Genomic DNA, 24,489 nt, shown 5'->3' with positions numbered 1-24,489 from the left:
ACCAGTTTGGATGTCCGGGTTTAACCATTGGGCGTCGGCGGTTGGAGCTTGGCCGGCACAGGAGGAGGAGAAGGTCGCCATGCAGAACTCGGCTGACATTCGAGATGCCCATGTGGCGTCGGCGGATCGTAGGGCCCTGCTGCGCCTCGACGGCATCACCAAGGAATTTCCGGGTGTCATGGCCCTCTCGGATGTGCACTTCGATCTCTTTGCCGGGGAGGTTCACGCCGTTTGCGGCGAGAATGGCGCCGGCAAGTCCACGCTGATGAAGATCATCAGCGGCGTCTATCAGCCGACTGCAGGCTCGATCGTCTACAAGGGCCAGGAAAGCCGCTTCGCGTCCCCGCTGGAATCCGAGGCCGCCGGCATCGCGATCATCCACCAGGAGCTCAACCTGGTGCCGCACCTCTCCGTCGCCGAGAATATCTATCTGGCGCGCGAACCCCGCCGCGGCTTCCTGATCGACCGCAAGAAGCTCCGCGCCGATGCGAAGCGCTGCCTGGACCGGCTGGGTATCGACATCGATCCGGACACGCACGTGCGCAACCTGTCGGTCGCACAGAGCCAGATGGTGGAGATCGCCAAGGCACTGTCGCTCGATGCCGAAGTGCTAATCATGGACGAGCCGACCTCGTCGCTGACGGAGCAGGAAACCAAGCTGCTGTTCCAGGTCATCCGCGACCTCAAGGCCTCCGGCGTCGGCATCGTCTACATCTCCCATCGTCTCGACGAGATGGAGGAAATCGTCGATCGCGTCACGGTGCTGCGCGACGGGCGCTATATCGCAACCGACAACCTGCGTGACACGACGGTCAACGATGTCGTGGCCAAGATGGTCGGGCGGTCGCTTGAGGAAAAGTTCCCGGAACGCATTTCCAAACCCTCGGACGACATCGTCTTCAGCGCCGCGGGTTTAACGCGGCAAGGCGTCTTTTCTGACGTCAGCTTCTCCCTGCGGCGTGGTGAGATCCTCGGATTCTCCGGCTTGATGGGCGCGGGACGAACGGAAGTGGCCCGGGCAATCTTCGGAGCGGATCCTCTCGATACCGGCACGATCACGATGCACGGTGAGACGCTGACGATCAGCTCCCCGCGTGACGCCATCGCCGCGGGAATCGCGTATCTCTCCGAGGACCGCAAGGCGCAGGGGCTGGCTATCAAGATGCCGGTCGACGCGAATGTGACGCTCGCCAATATGGACGAGGTGTCCAACACGTTCGGACTGATCGACTTCGCCAAGCACAACAAGGTAGCGAACGACTACGTCGAGCTCCTCGACATTCGAACCCCTTCGATCAAGCAGCCGGTTCGGCTTCTGTCCGGCGGCAACCAGCAGAAGATCATCATCGGCAAATGGCTGTTCCGCAAGCCGAAGGTGATGTTCTTCGACGAGCCCACGCGCGGCATCGACGTGGGCGCCAAATTTGCAATCTACAAGATCATGGACGAGCTCGCCGCCGAAGGCATCGGAGTGGTTCTCATCAGTTCGGAGCTCCCCGAGATCCTCGGGATGACCGACCGCGTCGCCGTGTTCCACGGCGGGCGCATTACCGGCGTTCTTGAGACCCGGAACACCGACCAGGAAGAAATCATGCGTTACGCCTCGGGCTACGGCCCGAAGGCGCACTGAGGGGACAATGGCCGATATCAGCGAACAGAGAAGCGTCCGGTTGAGCGACCGGCAGAAGGACATCATCCAGAAGTTTGCCGCGCTCGGCAGCCTTTTCGTCCTCGTGGCGGTCTTCTCAGTCACCAGCAGCGCCTTCTTCACCGTCAACAACGGCATGACGATCGCGCTCCAGGTGACGTCGATCGCGCTGCTTGGCATCGGAGCGACCTGCGTCATCATCACCGGCGGCATCGATTTGTCCGTGGGTTCGGTGCTTGCCCTTTCCGGCGTCGTCGCCGCGCTTGCGGTGCGCGACTGGGGCATCCCGGTGCCGTTCGCCATGTTGATCGGCATCCTGACCGGCTCCCTCTGCGGCTGGATCAACGGCCTTCTCGTGACAAAGATGAAGCTGCCACCGTTCATCGCCACGCTCGGCATGATGCTGATTGCCCGGGGGGTCGCCCTGCAGATCACCGGCGCACGCGCCGTCTCCGGTCTCGGCGAATCCTTCGGTGTCCTCGGCAACGGCTCGCTGTTTCGCGTTGTCACCATCGGCGACGACGGCTTCCCCAATGTCAGCTTCCCGGGCATTCCCTATCCCGTTATCCTGATGGTCGTGATCGCGATCGCCGTCTCGCTGATGCTCAATCGCTCGGTGCTTGGCCGCCACATCTACGCCGTCGGCTCCAACTCGGATGCAGCCCGCCTTTCCGGCGTCAATGTCAGCCGCGTCGTCAGCTTCACCTACGTGCTGTCCGGCACGCTCGCCGGGCTGACCGGATGCGTATTGATGTCTCGCCTGGTCACGGCGCAGCCGAACGAGGGCGTGATGTACGAACTCGATGCCATCGCAAGCGCGGTGATCGGCGGGACCTCACTCATCGGCGGCGTCGGCACGATCTCCGGCACGGCGATTGGCGCCTTTGTCATCGGCATCCTGCGCAACGGCCTCAACATGAACGGCGTCTCCGCCTTCACACAGCAGATCATCATCGGCCTCGTCATTTTGGGCACCGTCTGGATCGACCAATTGCGCAATCGCCGATGAGAGAGGAGGCGGTCTCCATGGCTGCATGGAGCCGCAGAAGCAATGGGAGTGAGGAGCTCCCGCCAACCGGCCGGTGAGGCCAATGAAACTGGAGGAAAACATGAAAAAGCTTGCCACAGCACTGCTCACATCCGCCATCGCGTTCGGTGCCTTATCTGCCGCGCAGGCCGGCGAGATCGCCGTCATCGTCAAGACGGTCAACTCCACCTTCTGGCAGAACGTCCAGAAGGGTGCCGAGGCTGCAATGAAGGATGTTTCCGAGCACACGATGACCTTCCAGGGTCCGGCTGCGGAATCGGCCATCGCCGATCAGGTCAACATGGTCGAGAACGCGGTCAACCGCGGCGTGGCCGGTATCGTGCTTGCCCCTTCGGATCCGGACGCCCTGGTGCCGGCGGTCAAGAAGGCCTGGGAAAACCGCATCCCGGTCGTCATCGTCGACTCCATGCTCGCCGAGGGCGCAGAGCAGTACTACCAGTCCTTCCTCGCCACCGATAACAAGAAGGCAGGCGAACTGGCGGCCAAGGCGCTGATCGACCAGATCGGCACCGAAGGCAAGATCGCCGTCATGTCCTATGTCGCGGGCGCCGGGTCTGAAATCGGTCGCGTCGGCGGCTTCACTGACTATATCAAGAACAACTCGAAGCTTGAGATCGTCGGGCCGTTCTACTCGCAGTCCCAGATGGCAACCGCGCTCAACCAGACCACCGACGTGCTGGCTGCCAACTCCGACCTCAAGGGCATGTTCGGCGCCAACGAACCGACGGCCATCGGCATGGGCCGCGCCCTGAAGCAGTCGGGCAAGGCGGGCCAGGTCGTTGCCATCGGCTTTGACGGCAACCAGGACCTGCAGGAATTCGTCAAGGACGGCACGCTCGCGGCGATTATTGTCCAGGGCTCCTACCAGATGGGCGAACTCGGCATCGAGACAGTCACGAAGCTGATCAACAAGGAAAAGGTCGAGAAGAACGTCGACACGGGCGTCGTCGTCGTCACCAAGGACAACATCGACAAGCCGGAAGCCAAGAACGTCCTTTACTAAAAGGTCCTCCCCCTGACGCGCACCGCAAATGGTGCGCGTCTCTTTTCCGGCCAGAGGAGACAGAAATGAACGTCGCCGATACACGAACCCTACCCCGTCGCCCCGTCGACGTCACATTGATGGGCCTCGGCTGCGCTCAGATGGGAAACCTCTACCGGGTCACCAGCTACGAAGAGTCGGCAGGCGCTTTCCGCGCGGCCTGGGATGCCGGCATCCGCTATTTCGATACGGCCCCCTTCTACGGCTTCACCCGCTCCGAGCGCCGTCTTGGCACGATGCTGACGGACCTTCCGCGCGAGTCTTACGTGCTCAGCACCAAGGTCGGCCGAGTGATGACGCCGGACGAAACGGTGGGCGAGGAAGAGGACGGCTACGTGCAGCCCCTGCCCTTCCGGCCTGTCTACAACTACAGCTATGACGGCATCATGCGCTCGTTCGAGGCAAGCCAGCAGAGGCTCGGCATTCTGAAACCCGACATCCTTTACGTGCACGACATCGGCCGCATGACCCATGGCGACAAGCACGAGCACTACTGGAGCCAGTTGACCGACGGCGGCGGCTTCCGCGCGCTCGGCAAGCTGCGCGATGAAGGCTCCACCAAGGCGGTCGGTCTCGGCGTCAATGAGTGGCAGGCCATTCGCGACGCCATGGACGTTTTCGATATCGATGTGTCCATGCTTGCCGGCCGCTACACGCTTCTTGAGCAGGAGAGCCTGCCGCTGATGGACGAGTGCGCGCGCCGCGGTGTCGGCATCGTCATCGCCGGCCCGTTCAATTCCGGCATCCTCGCCGGCAACAAGAAGTTCAACTACGCCGATGCTCCGGCCGACGTGCTGGCCCGGGTCGAGGGACTGCGCAAGGCCTGCGAAGAAGAAGGCGTATCGCTTCAGGCTGCGGCGCTGCATTTCCCGCTCACCCATCCTGCCGTCGTCACCATCGTTTCCGGTGCCCGGACCGCCGAGCAGATCAGCTCGAACGTCGCCTGGTTTTCGGAGGAGATCCCAGCCAGCTTCTGGCAAGCCCTGCGCGCCCGTGGCCTGATCGCCGAAGGCGCTCCGCTCCCGCGCGAGGGGGCGTAAGAACGATGCGCGTCGATGCCCACCAGCATTTCTGGCGGATCGCCGACCGGGCGGGGCAATGGCCGCCGGCGGAGCTCGCTGCGATCCACCGGGATTTCCTGCCCGACGACCTGCAGCCGCTCATGGCGGAGGCAGGTATGGATGGCACCGTGCTGGTACAGACGATGGAGAATGAGGCGGATACCGTCTTCATGCTGAATCTCGCCGACAGCAACCCCTTCATTCTCGGCGTCGTTGGCTGGACTGACTTGAAGGCGTTGAATGCGCCGCTAGCGATCGCACGGCTGGCAGACCACCCGAAGCTCAAGGGCTTCCGACCGATGCTGCAGGACATCGCCGATGACGGCTGGATCGATGATCCATCCCTCAAGCCGGCGATCTCCGCGATGATCGACCATGGTCTGGTTTTTGATGCGCTCGTCCTGCCGCGCCACCTCGATGCGCTTTTCGACTTCGCCCGCCGCTCCACGCGTCTGCCGATCGTCATCGACCACGGCGCAAAACCTCTGATCGCCGAAGGCAGGTTCACGGAGTGGAGGCGCAAGATGGCCGCTCTTGCCGAGCTTGCGAACGTCCACTGCAAGCTCTCGGGGCTCCTCACGGAAGCCGGCGATCAGAAGTCCGAGGCAATCCGGCCCTATGCGGAAACCATTCTCGAGCTCTTCGGTCCGCACCGCGTGATCTGGGGCAGCGACTGGCCGGTGCTGCGGCTGGCGGGCGATTACCAGGCGTGGCTCACCCAGTGCCTCGACATCGTGCCGGCGGAGCACCACGACGCCGTCTTCGGCGGCAACGCCGTGCGTTTCTACAACTTCGGCGGCAAGCGCCGCCAAACCTCATGACAGGCTGACAATGCTGACGATCATCTGCGATTCTCCCGGAACCCTTTCCGCCATCGAGCGGCCTAAGCCTGCGCGGGGCGAAGGCGAGGTGCTGGTCCGGCTGCGCCGCGTCGGTGTCTGCGGCACCGACCTGCACATCTTCACGGGCAACCAACCTTACCTCTCCTACCCCCGCGTCATGGGCCACGAGCTGGCCGGAACGGTCGAGGAGGCGCCGGCGGGCAGTCATCTGACGGCTGGCGATACCGTGTCGATCATCCCCTATATCTCCTGCGGCCATTGCAGCGCCTGCCGCAAGGGCAAGACCAACTGCTGCCGCAACATCGGGGTGCTCGGCGTTCACCGCGACGGTGGCATGACGGAATATCTCAGCCTGCCGCAGGAATTCGTGCTGAAAGCCGACGGCCTCAGCCTCGACCAGGCAGCCATGGTCGAGTTTCTCGCCATCGGCGCCCATGCGGTTGCGCGGGCCAAGGTGGAGAAAGGCCAGAAGGTGCTGATCGTCGGCGCCGGTCCGATCGGCATGGCTGTCGCCATCTTTGCCCGCCTCGAAGGCGGAGAGGTCACGCTTCTCGATGGACGCGCTGACCGGCTGGAGTTCGGGAGGGCCAATCTTGGCGCCGCCCACACGGTCCAGCTTGGCGACGGCGACGAGGCAGCGCTTTCCGACATCACACATGGGGACTTCTTCGACGTCGTCTTTGACGCGACCGGCAATCCGAAGGCGATGGAGCGCGGCTTCGGCTTCGTCGGCCATGGCGGCACCTATGTCTTCGTCTCGATCGTTTCCAGCGACATCAGCTTCTCCGATCCGGAGTTCCACAAGCGCGAGACCTCCCTCCTTGGCAGCCGGAATGCCACGATCGTCGACTTCGAACGCGTGATGGCGGCGATGCGCGCGGGTGACGTGCCCGAAGCGCTGATCACCCACCGCATGATGCTTGGCGAGGTACCGGAGCGGTTCGCCGGCCTCACGGATCCGACGGCCGGCGTCGTCAAGGCGATCATCGAAGTTTGAGGAAATACGATGCAGCGCATGGGCATGGTGATCGGCGTCGCGCCGGACATGGTGGAAGATTACAAGCGGCTGCACGCCGACGTCTGGCCGGAGATCCTCGAGCTGATCTCACGGTGCAACATCCGCAACTACACGATCTTCCTGCGCGAGCCGGAGAACCTGCTGTTCGGCACCTGGGAATATCACGGGACAGACTTCGAGGCCGACATGGCGAAGATGGCGGCAGACCCGAAGAACCAGGAATGGTGGTCCTTCACCATCCCCTGCCAAAAGCCGTTCGAAACCCGTAAGGAGGGGGAATGGTGGGCGATGATGGAAGAGGTCTTCCACCACGACTGACTCCTTCTCTTGATATGATCCGAGGAACGACATGACAATGAGCCTTGCAGGAAAGACCGTTCTCATCACCGCCGCCGGCCAGGGCATCGGCCGCGCCTCGGCCATCGCCTTCGCCGAAGCCGGAGCGATGGTTTACGCCACGGACATCAACGATCAGGCGCTCGCTGAGCTGCCAAAGCTCGCAAACCTCAAGACCTCACGGCTCGACGTGCTCGACGAGGCGGCGGTAAAGGCCGCGGTAGATCAGATCGGTCGGGTCGACATCCTGTTCAACTGCGCCGGCGTCGTGCATGGCGGCTCCATCCTGGAGATGAAGGACAGCGATCTCGACTTCGCCTTCGACCTCAACGTCAAGGCGATGATCCGCACAATCCGCGCTGTCTTGCCGGGCATGCTGGAGCGCAAGGACGGATCGATCATCAACATGTCCTCCGTCGCTTCCAGCATCAAGGGTGTGCCGAACCGCTTCGCCTACGGCACCACCAAGGCAGCCGTCATCGGGCTCACCAAGCACGTTGCCGCCGACTATGTGACGCAGGGCATCCGCTGCAACTGCATCTGCCCGGGCACCGTTGAAAGCCCTTCGCTGCAGGAGCGGATGCGCGCACAAGGCGACTATGAAACTGCACGGGCTGCCTTCATCGCCCGCCAGCCCATGGGCCGCCTCGGCTCGCCGGAAGAGATCGCCGATCTCGCCGTCTACATCGCCGGTGCCACCTACACATCCGGCCAGGCCTTCGCCATCGACGGCGGCTGGACCATCTGACATCCATTCCACCACAGAGATTGCCATGACCCGCATCACCGATCTTCGCGTCTTCGATCTGCGCTTTCCGACCTCCCAAAGCCTGGATGGCTCCGATGCGATGAACCCGGATCCTGATTATTCGGCAGCCTATGTCATCCTCGATACCGATATGGACGGGCTGGCAGGCCACGGCCTGACCTTCACCATCGGCCGAGGCAACGACATCTGCTGCATGGCAATCGAGGCGATGCGGCATCTCGTGGTAGGGCAGGATCTCGGCGCCTTCCGCCAGAACCCAGGCAAGTTCTGGCGGCACCTGACGAGTGACAGCCAGCTCCGCTGGATTGGACCGGACAAGGGCGCCATGCACCTTGCGACCGGCGCCGTCGTCAACGCCTTCTGGGATCTTCTCGCCAAGCAGCAGGGCAAGCCGGTCTGGCAGCTGGTGTCCGAACTCTCGGCGGAAGAAATCGCCGACATCGTCGACTTCCGCTACCTCACCGACGTGCTGACGCGGCACGAGGCCGTCGCCATTCTCAAGAAGGCTGAGGCCGGCAAGGCCGAACGCATCGCCACGCTGAAGCAGGAAGGCTATGCCTGCTACACGACCTCCGCCGGCTGGCTCGGCTATCCTGAAGAGAAGCTCCGCCGCCTTTGCCAGGAAGCCGTGGATGCTGGCTTCAACCACGTCAAGATGAAGGTCGGTCGCGACCTTGAAGACGATATCCGCCGGCTGACCATCGCCCGTGAAGTGATCGGTCCCGACCGCTACCTGATGATCGATGCCAATCAGGTCTGGGAAGTCGACCAGGCGATCGACTGGGTGAAGAAGCTTGCCTTTGCCAATCCCTTCTTCATCGAGGAGCCCACCAGCCCCGACGACGTCGCCGGCCATCGCAAGATCCGTCAGGCGATCGGTCCCGTGAAGGTCGCCACCGGCGAGATGTGCCAGAACCGCATCATGTTCAAGCAGTTCATCGCTGAAGGTGCGATCGACATCGTTCAGATCGATTCCTGCCGCATGGGCGGCCTCAACGAAGTGCTGGCGGTGCTGCTGATCGCGGCCAAGTACAACCTGCCCGTCTGGCCGCATGCCGGCGGCGTCGGCTTGTGCGAATATGTCCAGCACCTCTCGATGATCGACTACCTTGCCGTCTCCGGCACCAAGGAAGGTCGTGTAATCGAATATGTCGACCACCTGCACGAGCACTTCGTCGACCCCTGCGTCATCCAGGACGCCGCCTACATGCCGCCGTCACGCCCCGGTTTCTCCATCGAGATGAAGCCGGCATCGATCGCGGAATATACGTTCCGAGGTTAATCACCGTTCAGCAAGAAAAAGAAAGCCCCTCGATCCGATCGGAGCGAGGGGCTTTTCGTTAGTGGTCGGATGTCAACTCAGACCTGTCCCGCCTCGATCTCCGCCAGCTTGGCGTTCACCCGGTCGCGCCATTCTCGGTTGTCGATCAGCGCCTGCGGGAAGAGCCCCGGCAGCGCGAAGAAGGGAGCCGAGGCATCAGCGCCGGTCGGCTCGGCTGCTGCACGACGCAATTCCTCCCGTCGCGGATCGTCGATGTCCGGCGTTCGCCTGGCATAAGCGATCCACAGCGCGGTCGCGAGTGCCGCCGTGTCGACGTCCTCGCCTTCGGCAAGGGCCTCGGCCGTGCCCGCGAACAGCCTCTGCGGCAGCTTCTGACTGCCGTCCATGGCGATCTGCTTTGTCCGGTGGGCGATCGTGGGGTTCTCGAAGCGCTCGATCAGCTGGTTAATATACTGGTCGAGATCGATGCCCGGCACCGGGTCCAGCGTCTTGCGTGCAGACTGCATGTGCCGGCGCGCCAGGTCACGATACTCCGGAACGGCCATGACGTCGCGCACATACTCCAACCCCTTCAGCTGGCCGAGATAGGCAATCATGGAGTGGGCGCCGTTGAGGAGGCGCAGCTTCATCTTCTCGTAGGGTTCGACATCGTCGACGAAGAGCGCGCCGGCCTTGTCCCATGCCGGATGGCCGGCGATGAAGTGGTCCTCGATCACCCATTGCATGAAGGGTTCGGTTTCGAGCGACAGTGCATCCTCGGCGCCCAGCATCTCCGCCGCGCGTGCCCGGCCCTCGTCGGTTGCGGCCGGCACGATGCGATCCACCATGCTCGACGGGAAAGCGCCATGGCCGGTGATCCAGTTCGCCAGCGCCGGATCGCGCGCGCCAGCCATCTCGATCACCAGACGGCGGACGATCCGGCCATTGGTCGGCAGGTTATCGCAGCAGAGAACGGTGAAGGGCTCCTGCCCTGCCGCATGACGGCGGGCGAGGCCCTCGACGATATAGCCGATGACGCCGACGGGTGCGGTCGGATTGGCGAGATCGGCGGCCACTGCCGGATGGTTGCGGTCCAGGCCGCCGGTGCTTGGATCGAGCCCGTAGGCTTTTTCCGTCACGGTAATCGTGACGATCTTGATCGCCGGATCGACGAGCAGCGCCAGCAGTTCGTCGCGGTCCTCCACCGCCGAAATGCCACGAACGACGGAGCCGACCACCTGCACGCTTTCACCGGCACCACTGCGGGTCACGACGGAATAGAGATGGTCCTGCGCCCGCAGGTCCCGAACGATGTCGAGCGAGCGCAGGCTGACGCCGACAATGCCCCAGTCGCCCGGCTCCTTGGCAAGCGCAAGATCGTTGTAAACGGCCTGGTGCGCGCGGTGGAAGGCACCAAGCCCTATATGCAGGATGCCAGGCTTCAGCGTTTTCGGGTCGAAGGCGGGCTTGACGACGGTATCGGCGAGCGAGGTCGAGGCTGACAGTCTTTCCATGATCACGACAATCCGTATCTGGCGTGGGACAATGCGCGTTCGATGCCGCGCAGTTCGGCAAGGCCCTTCAGCCGGCCGATCGCAGGATAGCCGGGCTGGGCGCCGCGAGTGAGATCGTCGAGGATCTCCTGACCGTGGTCGGGGCGCATCGGGATCTCGTGATCCTCCCGGCCCTCCGCCTTCCTGCGCTTTTCCTCGGCGAGAAGTTCCGCGATGACCGCGACCATGTCGGTGTGCCCCTCCAGGTGCTCGTCCTCGAAGAAGGAGCAAGGGGTCGCTTCCTCGTCCCGATGGACGTTGCGCAGGTGAACGAAGTGGATGCGCGGGGCAACCCGCTTCGCCATGGCCGGCAGGTCGTTGTCGCCGCGGGCGCCGAGTGAACCCGTGCAGAAGGTGACGCCGTTCGCCCGGCTGTCTACCGCGTTCAGCATGTGGAGGTAGTCGGCCTCGGTGGAAAGGATGCGCGGCAGGCCAAGCAGCGCCCATGGCGGATCGTCCGGGTGGGCGCAGATGTTGATGCCGACCGCTTCGGCGACCGGCGTCACTTCGGAGAGAAAGTCCACCAGATGCTGTTGCAGCTTTTCGCGACTGATGCCGTCATAGGTCGCCAGATGATCGCGCAGCTGCGGCAGCGTGTAGCCGTCGGCCGAGCCCGGCAGGCCGGCGCCCACATTTTTGGAAAGCGCTGTGCGCCGGTCCTCCGGCATTTCTGCGAAGCGCTTGGCGGCTTGTTCGCAGATGCCCTCGTCATAGTCGTCCGCTGCACCCGGCCGTTCCAGCAGATGAATGTCGAAGGCGACGAAATCGATCAGGTCGAAGCGCATCGCGCGAGCCCCGTGGCGGGTCGGCCAGCGAAGATCCGTACGGGTCCAGTCCAGCACCGGCATGAAGTTGTAGCAGACGGTGCGGATGCCGCTGGCCGAAAGCCTGCGAAGCGTCTCCTGCCAGTTGCTAATATGCTGGCGCCAGTCACCGGTCTGCGTCTTGATGCTTTCGGAGACCGGTACGCTTTCCACCACATCCCAGAAAAGGCCGCCCGCCTTGATCGCATCATGCCGCTTGGCGATTTCCTCAACCGACCAGACATCTCCGGTCGGGATGTGATGCAGGGCACTGACGATGCCTTTTGCGCCGGCCTGGGCCGCATCCTCCACACTTACCTTGTCGACCGGGCCGAACCACCGCCACGTATGCCGCATGAAAACTCCTCAGGAGAAAAACGTAATTTGAACCTTGCAGGCGGCGGAACGATCGCCTGCCTGCTCGAATGCCGCTACGGCATCTGAGATCGCAAAACCGTGGGAGATAATTGGGCGCACGTCGATCTCCCGACGTCCGATCAAATCTGCCGCCTGTGCGAACTCTTTATCGAAGCGCTGCGTGCCGATCCAGTGCAGTTCCTTGCCGACCAGCGCATTGATCGGCACTGCCGCATCGCCGGTGACCCCAACCTGGACAATGAGGCCGCGCGGCCGGACGGTTGCAATCGCACTTCGGATCGCCGGCACTGCCGCCGAGCACTCGAAGGCGACGTCGAAATAGCCCTTGTCCGCCTCGAAGGCCGATAGTTCACCGGCATCGGTCGCGACATTGATCGTTCCTGTAGCGCCCATGGTGCGCCCACGCTCCAGCGCGGCATCGGTCAGATCCGTCACGATTATTTCCGCCGCACCGGCATGTCGGGCGGCGGCGATTGTCAGCACGCCGATCGGTCCGGCTCCGGTGACGAGCACGCGCTTGCCTTGCAAGTCACCGGCGCGCGCCACCGCATGCAGGCAGACTGCCAGCGGTTCAGCACAGGCGGCCTCCCCTGCCGTAACCATCTCGCCGACAGGGAGACATTGCGCCGCCGGCACCACCAGCCAGTCGCGAAACATGCCCTGAGCGTGCGGCAGCCGCATGGCGCTGCCCATGAATTGCATGTTCAGGCAGTGGATCGGCAGATCATGGCGGCAGAAGCGGCAGTGGCCGCAGGGCTGGCTGGGATTGACGGCGACGAGTTGTCCTACTGCAAGACCCGACACGCCAGCGCCCAACGCTTCCACATGGCCGGCGGCTTCATGCCCGGGAATGATCGGCTCGCGTACCCGCACCGGGCCGAAGCCGCCGTCCTGATAGTAGTGCAGATCAGAGCCGCAAATGCCGCCCGCCGCCATCTTCAGCAGCACTTCGCCTTCCCCTGGCGCGCCGACTTCCACTTCCTCCACCTTCAAATCCCGCTGCCCGTACAACCGGGCAATCCGTGCCAGCATCACACGCTCCTATCGCAGCAGACCAAGCTGGGTCGGCAGCCAGAGGGTGATCGCCGGTATGAAGGTGATCAGCAGCAGGGCGACGAAGAGCGGGATCATCCACGGCAGGATTGCCATCGTGGTTCTCTCAACCGAGAGCTTCGATATGCGCGAGAGCACGAAGAGCACCATGCCGACCGGCGGCGTCAGGAGACCGATCATCAGGTTCAGTGTGAAGATCAGCCCCATGTGCACCGGATCGATGCCGTAACGGGCGGCAATCGGCATCAGGATCGGCACGAGGATGCTGATCGCCGCGATGGTATCGAGGAAGGCACCGACAATCAACAGGAGGATGTTGACGATGATCAGAAAGGTCCACCAGTTGTCCGTCAGGGAGAACATGAAGTCGGAGAACAGCTGGGCCGCCTGGCTGACCGTCAGGAGCCATGCAAAGATCGAGGCTGTGGTAACGATGAACAAGACCGAGGCCGTGGTCTCGATCGTGTCGAAGCTCGCCTTTGCGAGCGTGCGCAGCGTCATTGTCCGATAACGCACCAAGCCGAGGAAGAGAGACCAAATCACGGCGGCCACGGCTGCTTCCGTCGGCGTGAACCAGCCCATGGTCATGCCGCCGATCAGGAGAACCGGCGTCAGCAGCGCCATCACGGCGGAGAAATCGAAGTACCAGTCGACTGCCACGAGCGCGACGAGCGCGATCAGCACTGCAATGTTGATGGAGAGGCCAGCCAGGATCAGCAGATAGACCGCGGCCGGGAAGGAGAGAACGATGAGGATCTCAAGCGATGCCCCTGCCAGCCGGCGCAGTTCGAAGGGCGTATCGGAACCCCAACCCTTGCGATGGGCGAAGATGAAGACGGTCAGCATCATCAGGCCCGTCATCACGAGGCCCGGCAGGATGCCTGCCATGAACAGCGCACCGATGGAGACGTTTGCCATCATGCCGTAGATGACGAAGGGCAGCGACGGCGGGAAGATCGGGCCAAGCGTGGCGGAGGCCGCGGTAACCCCGACGGCCGCCTCCACCGGATAGCCGTGGTCCTTCATCGCCTTGATCTCGATCGTGCCGATACCGGCGGCATCCGCAAGTGCCGTGCCCGACATGCCGGAGAAGACGACCGAACCGATGATGTTGACCTGCGCCAACCCACCCTTCATCCAGCCGACGAGCGCCAGCGCGAAGGAATAGATGCGGCCCGTGACGCCGGCGATGTTCATCAGGTTGCCTACGAGGATGAAGAAGGGCACGGCGATCAGCGGGAAACTTTCCACGCCGGCAATCATCCGCTGCGCCGCAATGATGTCGGGGGCGACGCCGTAGATCACGAGATAGAGGAGAGAGGAGACGCCGAGAGACACGGCGATGGGTGCGCCGACGATCATCAGCGCCAGGAACGAGCCTATGAGAAGCAGCACTGGTCAGCCCCCCTGAACGCCGGTTTCGTTCGCCTTCTCGCGAACCGTCTTGTCGTTGATCATGTCCTTGATGAAGTTCTGCACCGAGCGCGCCAGCATCAGCGCGAAGGCGGCGAAGACAGTATAGAAGACGTAGCCGCGCGGCAGGTTGACCGTCACCATGCGCTCATTGCCGACGATGGCGATATAGCGCCACATCAGCCAGGTCGTGTAGGCGAAGAAGCCAATGACGATGAGGTCGACCAGGAGCTCGAGCATGCGGCCTGCCTTGCGCGGCAGGAAGCGGTAGAGAATGTCGACCGTGATGTGCCGGCACATGCGCACGCACATCACGGACCCCATGAAGACGATGACAACCAGGCAGTTGGCCGCGATCTCTTCCGTCCAGGCCAAGCTGTTGTTCAAGGCATAGCGGGTGAAGAACTGCAGGAAGACGCAGATCGCCATCACCCAGAAGACGGCCATATTAAACCAGTCCTCCACCGCATAAGGCGAGAGGTCCACCGGGCGCACCTCCTCCTCGAAGGCGTGTGCCATTTCCTCGACGCTGATGGGCGCGTGATGTTGGTTCTGCATAGAAATCCTCCGCCGGTCCTTAAGAAGCGACGAGCGCCCGGCGGTTCACCGGGCGCTCGTTCCGCGTGATTACTGGACGGCGCGGATGGCTTCCCAGTCTTCCTTGTTGTAGCCGAACTCCTCGAAGCTCACCTTGTCGAGGACGGCCTTCTCGAAGTCCGACTTGTCCACTTCCGTTACGGTGATGCCCATGCCCTTGAACTTGTCGACCAGTGCATTCTCGCGCTCTTCGATGATCTTGGTGCTGCGCTCGGCGGCTTCCTGCATCACCTCGGTGAAGATCTGCTTGTCCTCGTCGGACAGCTTCGACCACAGCATGCCGGAGACGACCGTGTTTAGGTGGTCGACGATATGGCCGGTCAGGCTGATATTGCTCTGGACTTCGTAGAACTTCTTCGCCTCGATGGTCGTCAGCGGGTTTTCCTGCGCCTCGACCGTACCGTTCTGAAGCGCAAGATAGACTTCCGCGAATGCGATCGGCGTGGTGTTGGCGCCGCATGCGCGCGGCATGGCGAGGTAAGCCGGGACGTCCGGAACGCGGATCTTCAGGCCCTGCATGTCGGCGCACTTCTCGATCGGCTTGTTCGAGGTCGTGTGGCGTGTGCCGTAGTAGGTGACGGCGGTGATGTGGTTGCCGCCCGATGCTTCCTCATACCCCTGCGCGAGCTTCTTGAAGACGTCGCTCTTGGTGTAGGCGATCAGGTGGCTCGGACTACGGAAGATATAGGGGTAGTAGGTGACGCCGATCGGCGGATATTCGCGCGATGCGAAGCTCGAGCCGGAGATGATGATGTCGACAGTGCCGAGCTTCAGGCCCTGGTTGATGTCGGCTTCCTTGCCGAGCTGCGAGGCCGGGAAGACGTCAATCTTGTAGCGGCCGTCGGTGCGCTTGGCGATCTCCTCCGCCGCCCAGACCGACTCGGTGTGGAACGGCTCGGAGGTTTCGTAGACATGCGCCCACTTCAGCGCAGTCTGCGCCTGGGCCGCCATGGCCGAGACCAGAACGGCCGCCGTTGCGCCGAGAATGGTGGTAAGTTTCAACTTCATTTTCTTCCTCCCAGGTTGAAGTCAAAAGGCATGCTTACTCTCCGCCGGCACGCCTCCATGCGGCGGGTATCGTGCTGTCGGCCGGCTCCTCGCCGAAACTCTCCGACAGCCGGATCTGCGACTGGTCGAGATGCGCGCGCATGGCAGCGCGCGCAGCTTGTGGATCTCGGGCGGCAATGGCATCGCGGATGGCGCGATGCTCCTCCATGGCAGCCCGCCATGTCTCCGGATTCTCGAAGTAGCTTGCGAGCTTCTCGAAATACGGCGTCATGCGCAGATCGTGGATGCTGCCGACGAAGCGGTTCAGCGTGCCATTATCCAGAATGTCGGCGACCGCGATGTGGAAGTCGCGGTCCAAGGCCAGCGCCGCCGCCCGGTCATTAAGACTCTCGGCCATGCGGGTGAGAAGGCCGTCGAGCGCCGAAATCTGGTCAGGCCGGACTACGCGGGCAGCTTCTTCCGCAATGGAACACTCCACAATGGCTCGAGCCCTGAGAAGTTCGAAAGGCCCTTCGGCCTCCACTTCCGGCAAAGGGGATTGAACGGAAACCGGCCTAGGCGAGGACACATAAACGCCTGATCCCATCCGGATGTGGACGCGACCTTCCACTTCCAGCACGATGAGAGCTTCACGAACAGTCGGACGGGAGACGGCAAGGAGTTCGGCAAGCTCACGCTCGGCCGGCAGCCGAGATCCAGCGGTGAAGACACCGCTGTCGATCAGGCTGCGCATCTGGTCCGCCACCTGATGATACAGGCGGCGTGATTCCACGACCGAAAACATGAACCCTCCCAACGCGTCCTCCTCGACGCGTGACTGGTAAGCTGGCCTTACCAATACCGAAATTCATATATTGATGTCTGACAACCTGTCAATGGTATGCTTTGGACATCCGGCAGGCAATATCTGGCGCAGGATGAGCCGCGTCTACAATCAAAAAGTCAAGCGCCGGCTAAAAATGCCGGCGCTTGTTCTGGTTAAAGGCGGGGTGCTACCGGCTCCGCGGCAACCGCGACGTCATCGCTGCGTCCGGAGAACCAGTTCGCGAGAAGCGCCCCCGAAATGTTGTGCCACACGCTGAAGATCGCGCTCGGCACTGCGGCGACCGGCGAGAAATAGGCGTTTGCAAGTGCCGCCCCAAGGCCGCTGTTCTGCATGCCCACCTCGATCGCGATTGCCTTCCTCTTGGCAAGCGACAAGCCGAACGCCCTGGCGGCAAAGAAGCCGAGCAGATAGCCGAGACCGTTGTGGAGCACGACGACGGCAAAGATCATCAGTCCCGACTGGGCGATCGCGCCCTTGCTGGCGCCGACAACGGCAGCAACGATCAGGACGATGCCAACCACGCTGACCAGCGGCAGGACGGGAAGAGCGCCACGCACGAGGCCTGGCGCCAGCTTCTGCAGCGCAAAACCCAGCGCCAGCGGCACGAGCACAACCTTCACGATGCTAGTGAACATGGCCATCGCATCGACCGGCAGATACTGGCTGGCAAACATCCAGACCAGGAACGGGGTGATGATCGGTGCGGCCAGCGTGGTCACCGACGTGCAGGCGACGGAGAGGGCCACGTCTCCTTTACTCAGGTACGTCATGACGTTGGAGGACGTGCCGCCCGGGCAGCAGCCGACCAGAATGACGCCCGCGGCCACTTCCGGGGACATCGGGATGATCCGCGTCAGAAGCACGGCGAGCAGCGGCATGATGAGGAACTGCGAGACGACGCCGATGCCGACTTCAACCGGGCGCTTCACCACTTCCTTGAAGTCGTCGACCGAGATGGTCAGTCCCATGCCGAACATGATGATGGCGAGCAGCGTGACGATCCAGGGCGCCAGTTGCTTGAAGGTTTCGGGGAAGAAGAAGCCGCCGACAGCGAAGAGGATGACCCACAGGGCGAAGCTCTTGCCGACGAAGGCGGAAAAGGATGCAAGAAATTTCACGACGAACCTCGATTAGCTTGTTCTGCTTCGCCCTTTATGATGCCCTCCGAGGCTGTCAAGGCCAGGTACGGAGCCATCGGTTCCTTGTTGCGCAATCCGCATCGGCTGAACAAATTATTTAACCAACCGGTTGACAATCGGACTGAGCGAGTAAATATTCAACCACATGGTTGAATTACATATGCCCGAGCTTGATACTGTGTTTCACGCGCTTGGAGATGCCACGCGACGCGGCATGCTGCGGCAGCTGTCGTCGGGCGACCGCACCGTCGGCGAGTTGGCGGCGCCTTATGCCATTTCTCTTGCCGCTGCGTCCAAGCACATCAAGGCGCTTGAACAGGCGGGCCTCATCCGGCGGGAGGTGCGCGGGCGCACACATGTCTGCCGCCTTGAACCTGGGCCGCTGGCAACCGCCCATAAGTGGCTGAACTTCTACGAGCGCTTCTGGGAAAGCCGCCTCGATGCGCTCGAACGCGTCCTCCGGGAGGAGGAAGACAATCCCGCCAACGGCAAAACAGGAGAATGAGCATGAACGATACTGCTACCCTCGACGCCTATGGCGTCCTCACCGAGCCCGCTACCCTGAAGATCGAAAGGTTGTTGCCCGGCACCGTCGATCGGGTCTGGGCCTATCTGACGCAAAGCGAGTTGCGCCGCCTGTGGCTCGCGTCCGGCGAAATGGAGTTGAAGCCGGGGGCTCCTTTCGAACTGGTCTGGCGCAACGAAGAGCTTTCCGATCCGCCCGGCCGACGTCCGGACGGTTTTCCCGAAGAACAGCGGATGGAGAGCCACATCATCGCAGTCGACCCTCCGCGCAGCCTCACCTTTGCCTGGCGCCAGGGAGAGGTGGAGTTCCGCCTGATGCCATCCGGCAACCAGGTGCTCCTCACCATCATCCACCGACGCATTTCCGATCGTGCCAACACGGTGATGATCGGCGCTGGCTGGCACATGCACCTCAACATTCTCGCAAGTCGCCTTTCAGGGCAGAAGCCGGACACGTTCTGGGACGGCTGGACGCGGCTGCGCGACGAATACGATCGGCGCATTCCTGCTTAACCAAATGACGGATCCCTCCACCCCGGCGGAATCCGTCCCCCTGCCAGCCGCCGGAGATGACCCGGCCCCGGCGATCGGCTAGTCTCCGCCTCCCCTACCTTGGAGGTGATCATGTTACGCGGCCTTGCGGCTCTTCTGTTCTTTCAACTCCTCGGCGAGAGCCTGGTCTTCGTTACGGGCCTTCCGGTGCCGGGCCCGGTGGTCGGACTCGTGCTTCTCTTTCTCTCCTTGCTGGCACTTCAAGGCAGCTTGCGCGAAACGATCCCGGCCGTGGAGGCTGCGGCCAGTGCACTGCTCGGCAATCTCGGCCTGTTCTTTGTGCCTGCCGGCGTAGGTGTGGTGGCGCTCTGGGGCGTCGTGCAGGATGAAGGCGGTGCGATCGCAGCCGTTCTGGTCGTTTCGGCCGTCTTCACTCTCGCCGTGACCGTGTGGACCTTTGTTGCCGTGCGGCGGCTTCTTGGCTCCAAGGACACAGCTGCATGAGGAGCCCTGTCGATCTCTGGGTCTATCTCTCCACCTCGCCGCTCATCTGGCTGACGCTGACGCTCTGCACCTGGATCGGCGCCTCGGAGGTTTCCCGCCGTCTCGATCGAAACCCGCTCGTCAACCCTGTGCTGACGTCGATCCTGCTGCTGTCGCTGGTGATGACCGTCTTCGACATCCCCTATCAGCAGTTCTTCGAAGGCGCGCAGTTCGTGCATTTCCTGCTCGGACCGGCGACGGTCGCGATCGCGGTCCCCCTGTTTCGCCAATGGGCGCAGGTGAAGCGGCTGTTGCTGCCAATTGCGGCTGCTCTTTTTGTCGGCTCGTTCGCGGCCGTTTCTTCGGTGGTCGTGCTAGGAACGCTGCTTGGACTGTCCGAAGATGTTGTGGTCTCCTTCCTGCCGAAATCTGCGACGGCGGGGGTTGCCATGGCGATCTCTGCCTCACTCGGCGGCAGTCCATCTCTCACCGCCGTTCTCGTCATCCTGACCGGCATCGTCGGCGCCCTCATCGTCACGCCTTTCATGAACCTGATGCGCGTCCGAGACTACGCTGCCCGAGGTTTTGCCGCCGGTCTCACGTCACATGGAATCGGCACAGCCCGCGCCTATGAGGTGGACGAAACGGCAGGCCTCTTTGCCGCCATCGCGATGGCACTCAACGCCGTCGCCACCTCGGCGGTCGTACCACTCGCCGCGGCATGGATAGGGCGCTGACGACGACGCTGAGCCTCCCTTAGTCAAGTTGGAGATCCGCTTTTGATCGCGTTATGGGTGAAGCTACTCTGCTGCCGTCGCAGGAGAGTTTCTCTGCATCAGAGCGAAGCCCGCAGGAAGAGGCCGCTTCCCTAACGGCTTGCCACCAGAACACCCGCACCGACCATGAGGGCGCCCGCCCCGCGGTTCATGGCGCTGATCTTCTTCGGATCGGCGAATGGGTGCTTCGCCTTGTGCCCAAGGAAGACATGGCCGCCAACGACGATCACCTCGACCAACGTGATGATCAGCAGCAATTCAAGCGTATCCGCAATGGTGAATGGGCGAATTCCCAGGACGCCCGGAAGGAGCGCCAGGTAGAAGATCGGCATCTTGGGATTGCTGATGTTGAGGAAGAAGCCGGTGAAGAAGAGGCGGATCAGGCCGCCCCGCATCACTCGTGGCTCGATGTGCGGCTTCGAACGCCACATCATCACGCCCATGTAGATGAGGTAGATCGCCCCTACATACTGGATGAAGCGCAGGTTCTCGTTCATGTATTGCGCCACGGCATTGAACCCTACCACCGCCAGGATGACGAACAGGAAAATGCTGCAGACGACGCCCACACCATAGGCGATCCCGTGCGCAGGACCATTCGCGACCGTTTTGGACAGGATGGTAAGATTATCGGGGCCTGGACTAGCGGCAAACACGAAGAACGTCAGAAAAAACGTTAAGGCAGTGTTGAAATCCATCAGCCGCTCCTTTGCGCGGTCAATTCATCAAACTTGAAATACCTACCCAATCCCCGCATCACCACCACCGCTGCGGGCCGAAGCGTCCTGCGTTGCGCTCCAGCACATGCGCCACCTGAAACAGCGTTTCCTCGTCGAATGGCTTGCCGATCAACTGCAGGCCAAGCGGCAGGCCTTCGCGGCTCAGCGCAGCCGGGACCGACATGGCCGGCAGGCCGGCCATGTTGACCGTAACGGTGAAGATGTCGTTCAGGTACATTTCCACCGGATCGGTGATGGCGCCGGGCGCAAACGGCAGGACAGGCGTGGTCGGCGTCAGGATGACGTCGACGCCGGCCTGCCAGGCCATTTCGAAGTCACGCTTGATCAGGGTTCGGACTTTCTGCGCCTTCAGGTAATAGGCGTCGTAGTAGCCGGCGGAGAGGACGTAGGTGCCGAGCAGGATGCGCCGCTTGACCTCGGCGCCAAACCCTTGCGCGCGCGTGTTTTCCATCATCTCCACCACGTCCCGTCCGGGGACGCGCAGGCCGTAGCGGACGCCGTCATAGCGGGCGAGGTTGGAGGAGGCTTCCGCCAGGGCGACGATGTAGTAGGCCGGAAGGGCGTATTTCGTGTGCGGCAGGCCGATCTCGACGATCTCGGCGCCCGCTTCCTTCAGCCAGTCCATCCCCCTTTGCCAGAGCTGATCGATCTCCGCCGGCATGCCCTCGACGCGATATTCGCGGGGGATGCCGACCTTCAGCCCCTTCACCGACCGGCCGATGGCGGCCTCGTAGTCCGGGACAGCGACATCCACCGAGGTGGTATCCTGGGCATCGACGCAGGCCATCCAGCGCAGCAGGATCGCGCAATCCTCCACCGTGCGGGCAATCGGTCCGGCCTGATCGAGCGAGGAGGCGAAGGCAACGATGCCCCACCGGGAGCAGCGGCCATAGGTCGGCTTGATGCCGACGGTTCCGGTGAAGGCGGCAGGCTGGCGGATCGAGCCGCCGGTATCGGTGGCGATCGCCCCCATGCACAGATTTGCCGCGACGGCGGCAGCCGAGCCGCCGGAGGAGCCGCCGGGCACGAGGTTCTGATCCGATCCCCGGGCGCGCCAGGGATTGATGGCCGGGCCGTAGCAGGAGGTTTCGTTGGAGGAGCCCATGGCAAACTCATCCATGTTGAGCTTGCCGAGCACGACCGCACCCTGAGCCCGAAGATTGGCGGTGACGGTGGATTCGTAAGGCGGTTTGAAGCCCGACAGGATGCGGCTGCAGGCCTGCGTGTGGACGCCTTTGGTGGCGAACAGATCCTTGATGCCGATCGGGATGCCTTCCAGCGCGCGCGCCGTGCCGCTGGCCAATCGTTCGTCCGCGGCTCTTGCCGCCTTGCGCGCCAGGTCTTCCGTCACCGCCACATAGGCGTTGAGCGCCGCATTGGCCGAGGCAATGTTTGCGAGATAGGCCTCGGTCAGCTGCAGCGCGGAGACGTCCCTCTTGCGCAGCCCTCTTCTGGCCTCTGCTATGGAAAGTCCTGCGAGATCCTTCATCGGCCATCCCCTCGGTACGGGCACGGCAAGAGGATAATCGCAATTCAGCCTGGCGACACCCGCCAATCTTCAGGGTGTGCCGGCCAGGATCTGCGCTTAGGCGGCTGGCTCCTCCCCGTCCTCCGCCGGCCTGTTGGAGGCGCGTCCGTTGTATTTCGGGCCGTCATCCTCTTCCGGCGGGTAGCCGAGGGCGGCGGGAAAGGCGGCGAGCACTTCCGGCTGACGGGCGCCGCGCGGGCCGACGCAGGGCGGGAAGGCATCGTGGTAGCGCGGATCGCCGCTATACTGTTTTTCCGACAGGAAGCCGCGGCAGGCCCGCGCCCGTCGACAAGCCGGGACGTCGCAGGTCCTCCAGTAGCCGAGATAGCTCGTGACGCGCTGGGTGAGCTTCTGCAATTCGCGCGACTGCTGGCGCGGGGGGAGCCTGTTGAGCTCGCCGCGGGTAAAGCCCGGCAGGTAGGGCTCGTTGTCGTACTCCCGCCAGAGACGGAGTTTCTCTTCCTTGCTTTCTGCCATGGCTGATCTCCTTTCCGGGCACGGGTTCGCGTTCACGCGGGTTGCATGTCTTCTGGATCTGGTTGGAGAGCCCACACGGATGCGGAACCTCACTTGTAGTTTAGTCTGTGGCTCCGCATCCGCGTGGCCTTCGGCGTTCTTTCGGGGTGTCCAGCCCCTACAGGTGATCGCCTCGTCTCTCTGCACGCCGGGATTGCTCCTCAACGCTTGCACGGCTTTCCCGAACCGGACATGGCTGCCCGGGGGAGACTTGATAGGAGCGTTGCATTCGGCACCGCTCCGTGGCTCTCACCTCTTCCACCCTCCCCGCACGTTACGGCTTGGATGGAAGCGCCGGCCCCCGCCTGCCCGCGACCGTCTCGCGAAACACTCCGGCGACGGAGGCGGGAATATTATGGGAGCGGGTTTCGGAGGCGGGGACGATGGTGCGAGAAATTTTCTCCTCACCTGCAAAATCTAGCACTTAGCCTTTGGCTAAGATGCTGATTTTGCTTCGTCTCCCACAAGGGGCGAGGAGCCGGTGCCACGATTTTTGGCTGCGGGACGTTCACGTTTTTGGGGCGCGGCAGCGCCCTTTCTCTCCCCTGGTGGGAGAGAAAGCAGTTTCGAAGCTTTAGCGCAGCTAAACTTCAGAAACTGCAAGTGAGGGGGCTGCACCCTCCAAGCCGCCCGCCCTCGCCCTTCGAGGCTCACCCTGCGGGTTCGCACCTCAGGGTGAGGGCTCCCGTTCCTGCCTCAGTCGCTCCCCGAACGCACCTCTTCGACGGCGAGCGACCCGGCCGGCAGGGGGCGCAGCAGCTCGGCTTCGGGTTTGGTGAGATGGAGCCAGTGGCGCCAGTCCTGGGGCTTAAGCACCACCACCTGGCGGTTATGGATGGGAGCGACGTCGGGGCCGGGGGCGGTGGTGAGCATGGTGAAGGCCGGCGGCTGGTTGGACTTCTCCCCCTCGCCTTCTGTGTCCCGCCAGAGCCCGGCGATGCAAAGGAAGGGGGCTTCGGTCAGCGTGAAGCGGTGCTTGGCCTTGGGGTATTTGGTGCCGGTGAACTCGAAGAAGGCGGAGGCCGGGATGAGGCAGCGGCGGCTTTGCGCAAAGCTTCGGCCTTCCGAGCGGAAGTTGAACACCGGCCCTCCCTTTCTGCCGGGTGGCGGCGGGAAGCCGAAGCGCATGGGCGACAGCGCCACCTCGCCCTCGCCTTCTGCCCGCATCACCGGACCGAGATCGCCGATGCGGATGTCATCCGCCCGGGGAAGGTCCGCCTCGCCCTGATGGGCGGGGGCAGCCACGCCCTGCTCCTCCAGCGCGCGCAGGTATTCGGCGTAGCGGATGTGTTGTTCGTAGTCGTTGCACATGGGGGTGAGGTAGGGCGGGAGGGGGTGGGTGGGGAGAGGTGGAACGCTCCCGCTCCGTCATCCCGGCCTTGAGCCGGGATCCAGCCGCCGCGCGTCTGCGCGGCGGGAGAACCTGGTGCTGGTGATGAAGAGTCTTTCGCGCCGCCGACGCGGCACTGCTGGATTCCTGTGACAAGCACAGGAATGACGGAGGAGGGGGAGCACGCCTCACTCCGTATAAGGAAGTGGGCGCGCGCTATTCAGCATTGACGTGCCCCCTTTGAATCGGACCGTTTATGGCTGGAATTTTCCAACTATGATCCCTCAATGGGAGAAGGAGAGTT

Annotated in this window: 25 protein-coding genes; 13 read left to right on the top strand and 12 right to left on the bottom strand. The window is 62.9% G+C overall.

The annotated features are described in order from the left end of the window. Positions 1-79 precede the first annotated feature (79 nt). The 9 genes from LXM96_RS11410 to LXM96_RS11370 all read left to right on the top strand — a co-directional run bounded on the left by LXM96_RS11410 (position 80) and on the right by LXM96_RS11370 (position 9,046). A complete protein-coding gene (locus LXM96_RS11410; protein WP_239998619.1) occupies positions 80-1,630 on the top strand; it encodes a sugar ABC transporter ATP-binding protein in 1,551 nt (516 codons plus the stop codon). Between the two features lie 7 nt (positions 1,631-1,637). Beyond that, on the top strand, positions 1,638-2,657 hold the full coding sequence (locus LXM96_RS11405; protein ID WP_239998618.1) for an ABC transporter permease: 1,020 nt from the start codon (positions 1,638-1,640) through the stop codon (positions 2,655-2,657). Between the two features lie 100 nt (positions 2,658-2,757). Beyond that, positions 2,758-3,699 carry an ABC transporter substrate-binding protein gene (locus LXM96_RS11400; RefSeq protein ID WP_239998617.1) on the top strand — a complete coding sequence of 314 codons (942 nt, stop codon included), beginning with the start codon at positions 2,758-2,760 and terminating at the stop codon, positions 3,697-3,699. Between the two features lie 65 nt (positions 3,700-3,764). Further along, positions 3,765-4,778, top strand: a complete 1,014-nt coding sequence (locus LXM96_RS11395; protein ID WP_239998616.1) for an aldo/keto reductase — start codon at positions 3,765-3,767, stop codon at positions 4,776-4,778. A gap of 5 nt (positions 4,779-4,783) precedes the next feature. Continuing rightward, entirely contained in the window at positions 4,784-5,620 is an 837-nt protein-coding gene (locus LXM96_RS11390) for an amidohydrolase family protein (RefSeq protein ID WP_239998615.1), read from the top strand. 10 nt (positions 5,621-5,630) lie between these two features. Beyond that, complete coding sequence (locus LXM96_RS11385) at positions 5,631-6,638, top strand: zinc-binding alcohol dehydrogenase family protein (protein WP_239998614.1); 1,008 nt, start codon at positions 5,631-5,633, stop codon at positions 6,636-6,638. Between the two features lie 9 nt (positions 6,639-6,647). After that, positions 6,648-6,977 (top strand): L-rhamnose mutarotase, encoded by a 330-nt coding sequence (locus tag LXM96_RS11380; protein ID WP_239998613.1) that lies wholly within the window; start codon positions 6,648-6,650, stop codon positions 6,975-6,977. A gap of 31 nt (positions 6,978-7,008) precedes the next feature. Next, positions 7,009-7,743, top strand: a complete 735-nt coding sequence (locus LXM96_RS11375) for an SDR family oxidoreductase (RefSeq protein ID WP_239998612.1) — start codon at positions 7,009-7,011, stop codon at positions 7,741-7,743. Positions 7,744-7,768: 25 nt separating this feature from the next. Continuing rightward, positions 7,769-9,046, top strand: coding sequence for an L-fuconate dehydratase (locus tag LXM96_RS11370; protein WP_239998611.1), 1,278 nt, complete (start codon positions 7,769-7,771; stop codon positions 9,044-9,046). A gap of 77 nt (positions 9,047-9,123) precedes the next feature. Here the strand turns inward: LXM96_RS11370 and LXM96_RS11365 are convergent, their stop codons facing one another. The 8 genes from LXM96_RS11365 to LXM96_RS11330 form a co-directional block, all read right to left on the bottom strand. Then, positions 9,124-10,542 carry a mannitol dehydrogenase family protein gene (locus tag LXM96_RS11365; protein WP_394801946.1) on the bottom strand — a complete coding sequence of 473 codons (1,419 nt, stop codon included), beginning with the start codon at positions 10,540-10,542 and terminating at the stop codon, positions 9,124-9,126. Continuing rightward, positions 10,542-11,738: a mannonate dehydratase gene (gene uxuA, locus LXM96_RS11360; RefSeq protein ID WP_239998609.1), complete on the bottom strand. Its 1,197-nt coding sequence runs from the start codon at positions 11,736-11,738 to the stop codon at positions 10,542-10,544. Before uxuA ends, LXM96_RS11365 begins: the two co-directional genes overlap by 1 nt. A 9-nt stretch (positions 11,739-11,747) precedes the next feature. Further along, positions 11,748-12,791, bottom strand: coding sequence for an L-idonate 5-dehydrogenase (locus LXM96_RS11355; protein ID WP_239998608.1), 1,044 nt, complete (start codon positions 12,789-12,791; stop codon positions 11,748-11,750). A gap of 9 nt (positions 12,792-12,800) precedes the next feature. After that, positions 12,801-14,207: a TRAP transporter large permease gene (locus LXM96_RS11350; RefSeq protein WP_239998607.1), complete on the bottom strand. Its 1,407-nt coding sequence runs from the start codon at positions 14,205-14,207 to the stop codon at positions 12,801-12,803. Between the two features lie 3 nt (positions 14,208-14,210). After that, positions 14,211-14,783: a TRAP transporter small permease gene (locus LXM96_RS11345; protein ID WP_239998606.1), complete on the bottom strand. Its 573-nt coding sequence runs from the start codon at positions 14,781-14,783 to the stop codon at positions 14,211-14,213. A gap of 69 nt (positions 14,784-14,852) precedes the next feature. After that, positions 14,853-15,830 carry a sialic acid TRAP transporter substrate-binding protein SiaP gene (locus tag LXM96_RS11340; protein WP_239998605.1) on the bottom strand — a complete coding sequence of 326 codons (978 nt, stop codon included), beginning with the start codon at positions 15,828-15,830 and terminating at the stop codon, positions 14,853-14,855. Positions 15,831-15,864: 34 nt separating this feature from the next. Further along, positions 15,865-16,614: a FadR/GntR family transcriptional regulator gene (locus LXM96_RS11335; RefSeq protein ID WP_239998604.1), complete on the bottom strand. Its 750-nt coding sequence runs from the start codon at positions 16,612-16,614 to the stop codon at positions 15,865-15,867. A gap of 194 nt (positions 16,615-16,808) precedes the next feature. Next, the gene (locus LXM96_RS11330) at positions 16,809-17,774 is read right to left on the bottom strand and encodes a bile acid:sodium symporter family protein (RefSeq protein WP_239998603.1); all 966 of its coding nucleotides are present in this window, start codon (positions 17,772-17,774) and stop codon (positions 16,809-16,811) included. 166 nt (positions 17,775-17,940) lie between these two features. On the opposite strand from LXM96_RS11330, the gene LXM96_RS11325 reads away from it, so the two are divergent. From LXM96_RS11325 to LXM96_RS11310, 4 genes are all read left to right on the top strand, one after another. Then, a complete protein-coding gene (locus LXM96_RS11325) occupies positions 17,941-18,300 on the top strand; it encodes an ArsR/SmtB family transcription factor (RefSeq protein WP_239998602.1) in 360 nt (119 codons plus the stop codon). A 2-nt stretch (positions 18,301-18,302) separates the two neighbouring features. Then, positions 18,303-18,833: an SRPBCC family protein gene (locus tag LXM96_RS11320; RefSeq protein ID WP_239998601.1), complete on the top strand. Its 531-nt coding sequence runs from the start codon at positions 18,303-18,305 to the stop codon at positions 18,831-18,833. A 111-nt stretch (positions 18,834-18,944) separates the two neighbouring features. Beyond that, positions 18,945-19,316, top strand: coding sequence for a CidA/LrgA family protein (locus tag LXM96_RS11315; protein WP_239998600.1), 372 nt, complete (start codon positions 18,945-18,947; stop codon positions 19,314-19,316). Continuing rightward, positions 19,313-20,032: an LrgB family protein gene (locus LXM96_RS11310; protein ID WP_239998599.1), complete on the top strand. Its 720-nt coding sequence runs from the start codon at positions 19,313-19,315 to the stop codon at positions 20,030-20,032. Before LXM96_RS11315 ends, LXM96_RS11310 begins: the two co-directional genes overlap by 4 nt. Before the next feature lie 131 nt (positions 20,033-20,163). Here LXM96_RS11310 and LXM96_RS11305 read toward each other — a convergent pair whose 3' ends face one another. The 4 genes from LXM96_RS11305 to LXM96_RS11290 form a co-directional block, all read right to left on the bottom strand. After that, positions 20,164-20,769 carry a LysE family translocator gene (locus LXM96_RS11305; protein ID WP_239998598.1) on the bottom strand — a complete coding sequence of 202 codons (606 nt, stop codon included), beginning with the start codon at positions 20,767-20,769 and terminating at the stop codon, positions 20,164-20,166. Between the two features lie 58 nt (positions 20,770-20,827). Then, positions 20,828-22,300: an Asp-tRNA(Asn)/Glu-tRNA(Gln) amidotransferase subunit GatA gene (gene gatA / locus LXM96_RS11300; protein WP_239998597.1), complete on the bottom strand. Its 1,473-nt coding sequence runs from the start codon at positions 22,298-22,300 to the stop codon at positions 20,828-20,830. A 96-nt stretch (positions 22,301-22,396) separates the two neighbouring features. After that, positions 22,397-22,816, bottom strand: a complete 420-nt coding sequence (locus LXM96_RS11295; RefSeq protein ID WP_239998596.1) for a hypothetical protein — start codon at positions 22,814-22,816, stop codon at positions 22,397-22,399. A gap of 735 nt (positions 22,817-23,551) precedes the next feature. Further along, on the bottom strand, positions 23,552-24,166 hold the full coding sequence (locus LXM96_RS11290; protein WP_239998595.1) for an SOS response-associated peptidase: 615 nt from the start codon (positions 24,164-24,166) through the stop codon (positions 23,552-23,554). Between the last annotated feature and the right edge of the window lie 323 nt (positions 24,167-24,489).

This window comes from Rhizobium halophilum (assembly GCF_021648825.1).
In the GTDB taxonomy this organism is placed as follows: Bacteria; Pseudomonadota; Alphaproteobacteria; order Rhizobiales; family Rhizobiaceae; genus Neorhizobium; species Neorhizobium halophilum.
The sequence above is the reverse complement of the archived record's forward strand: the minus strand, read 5'-3'. Positions and strand labels throughout refer to the sequence as shown.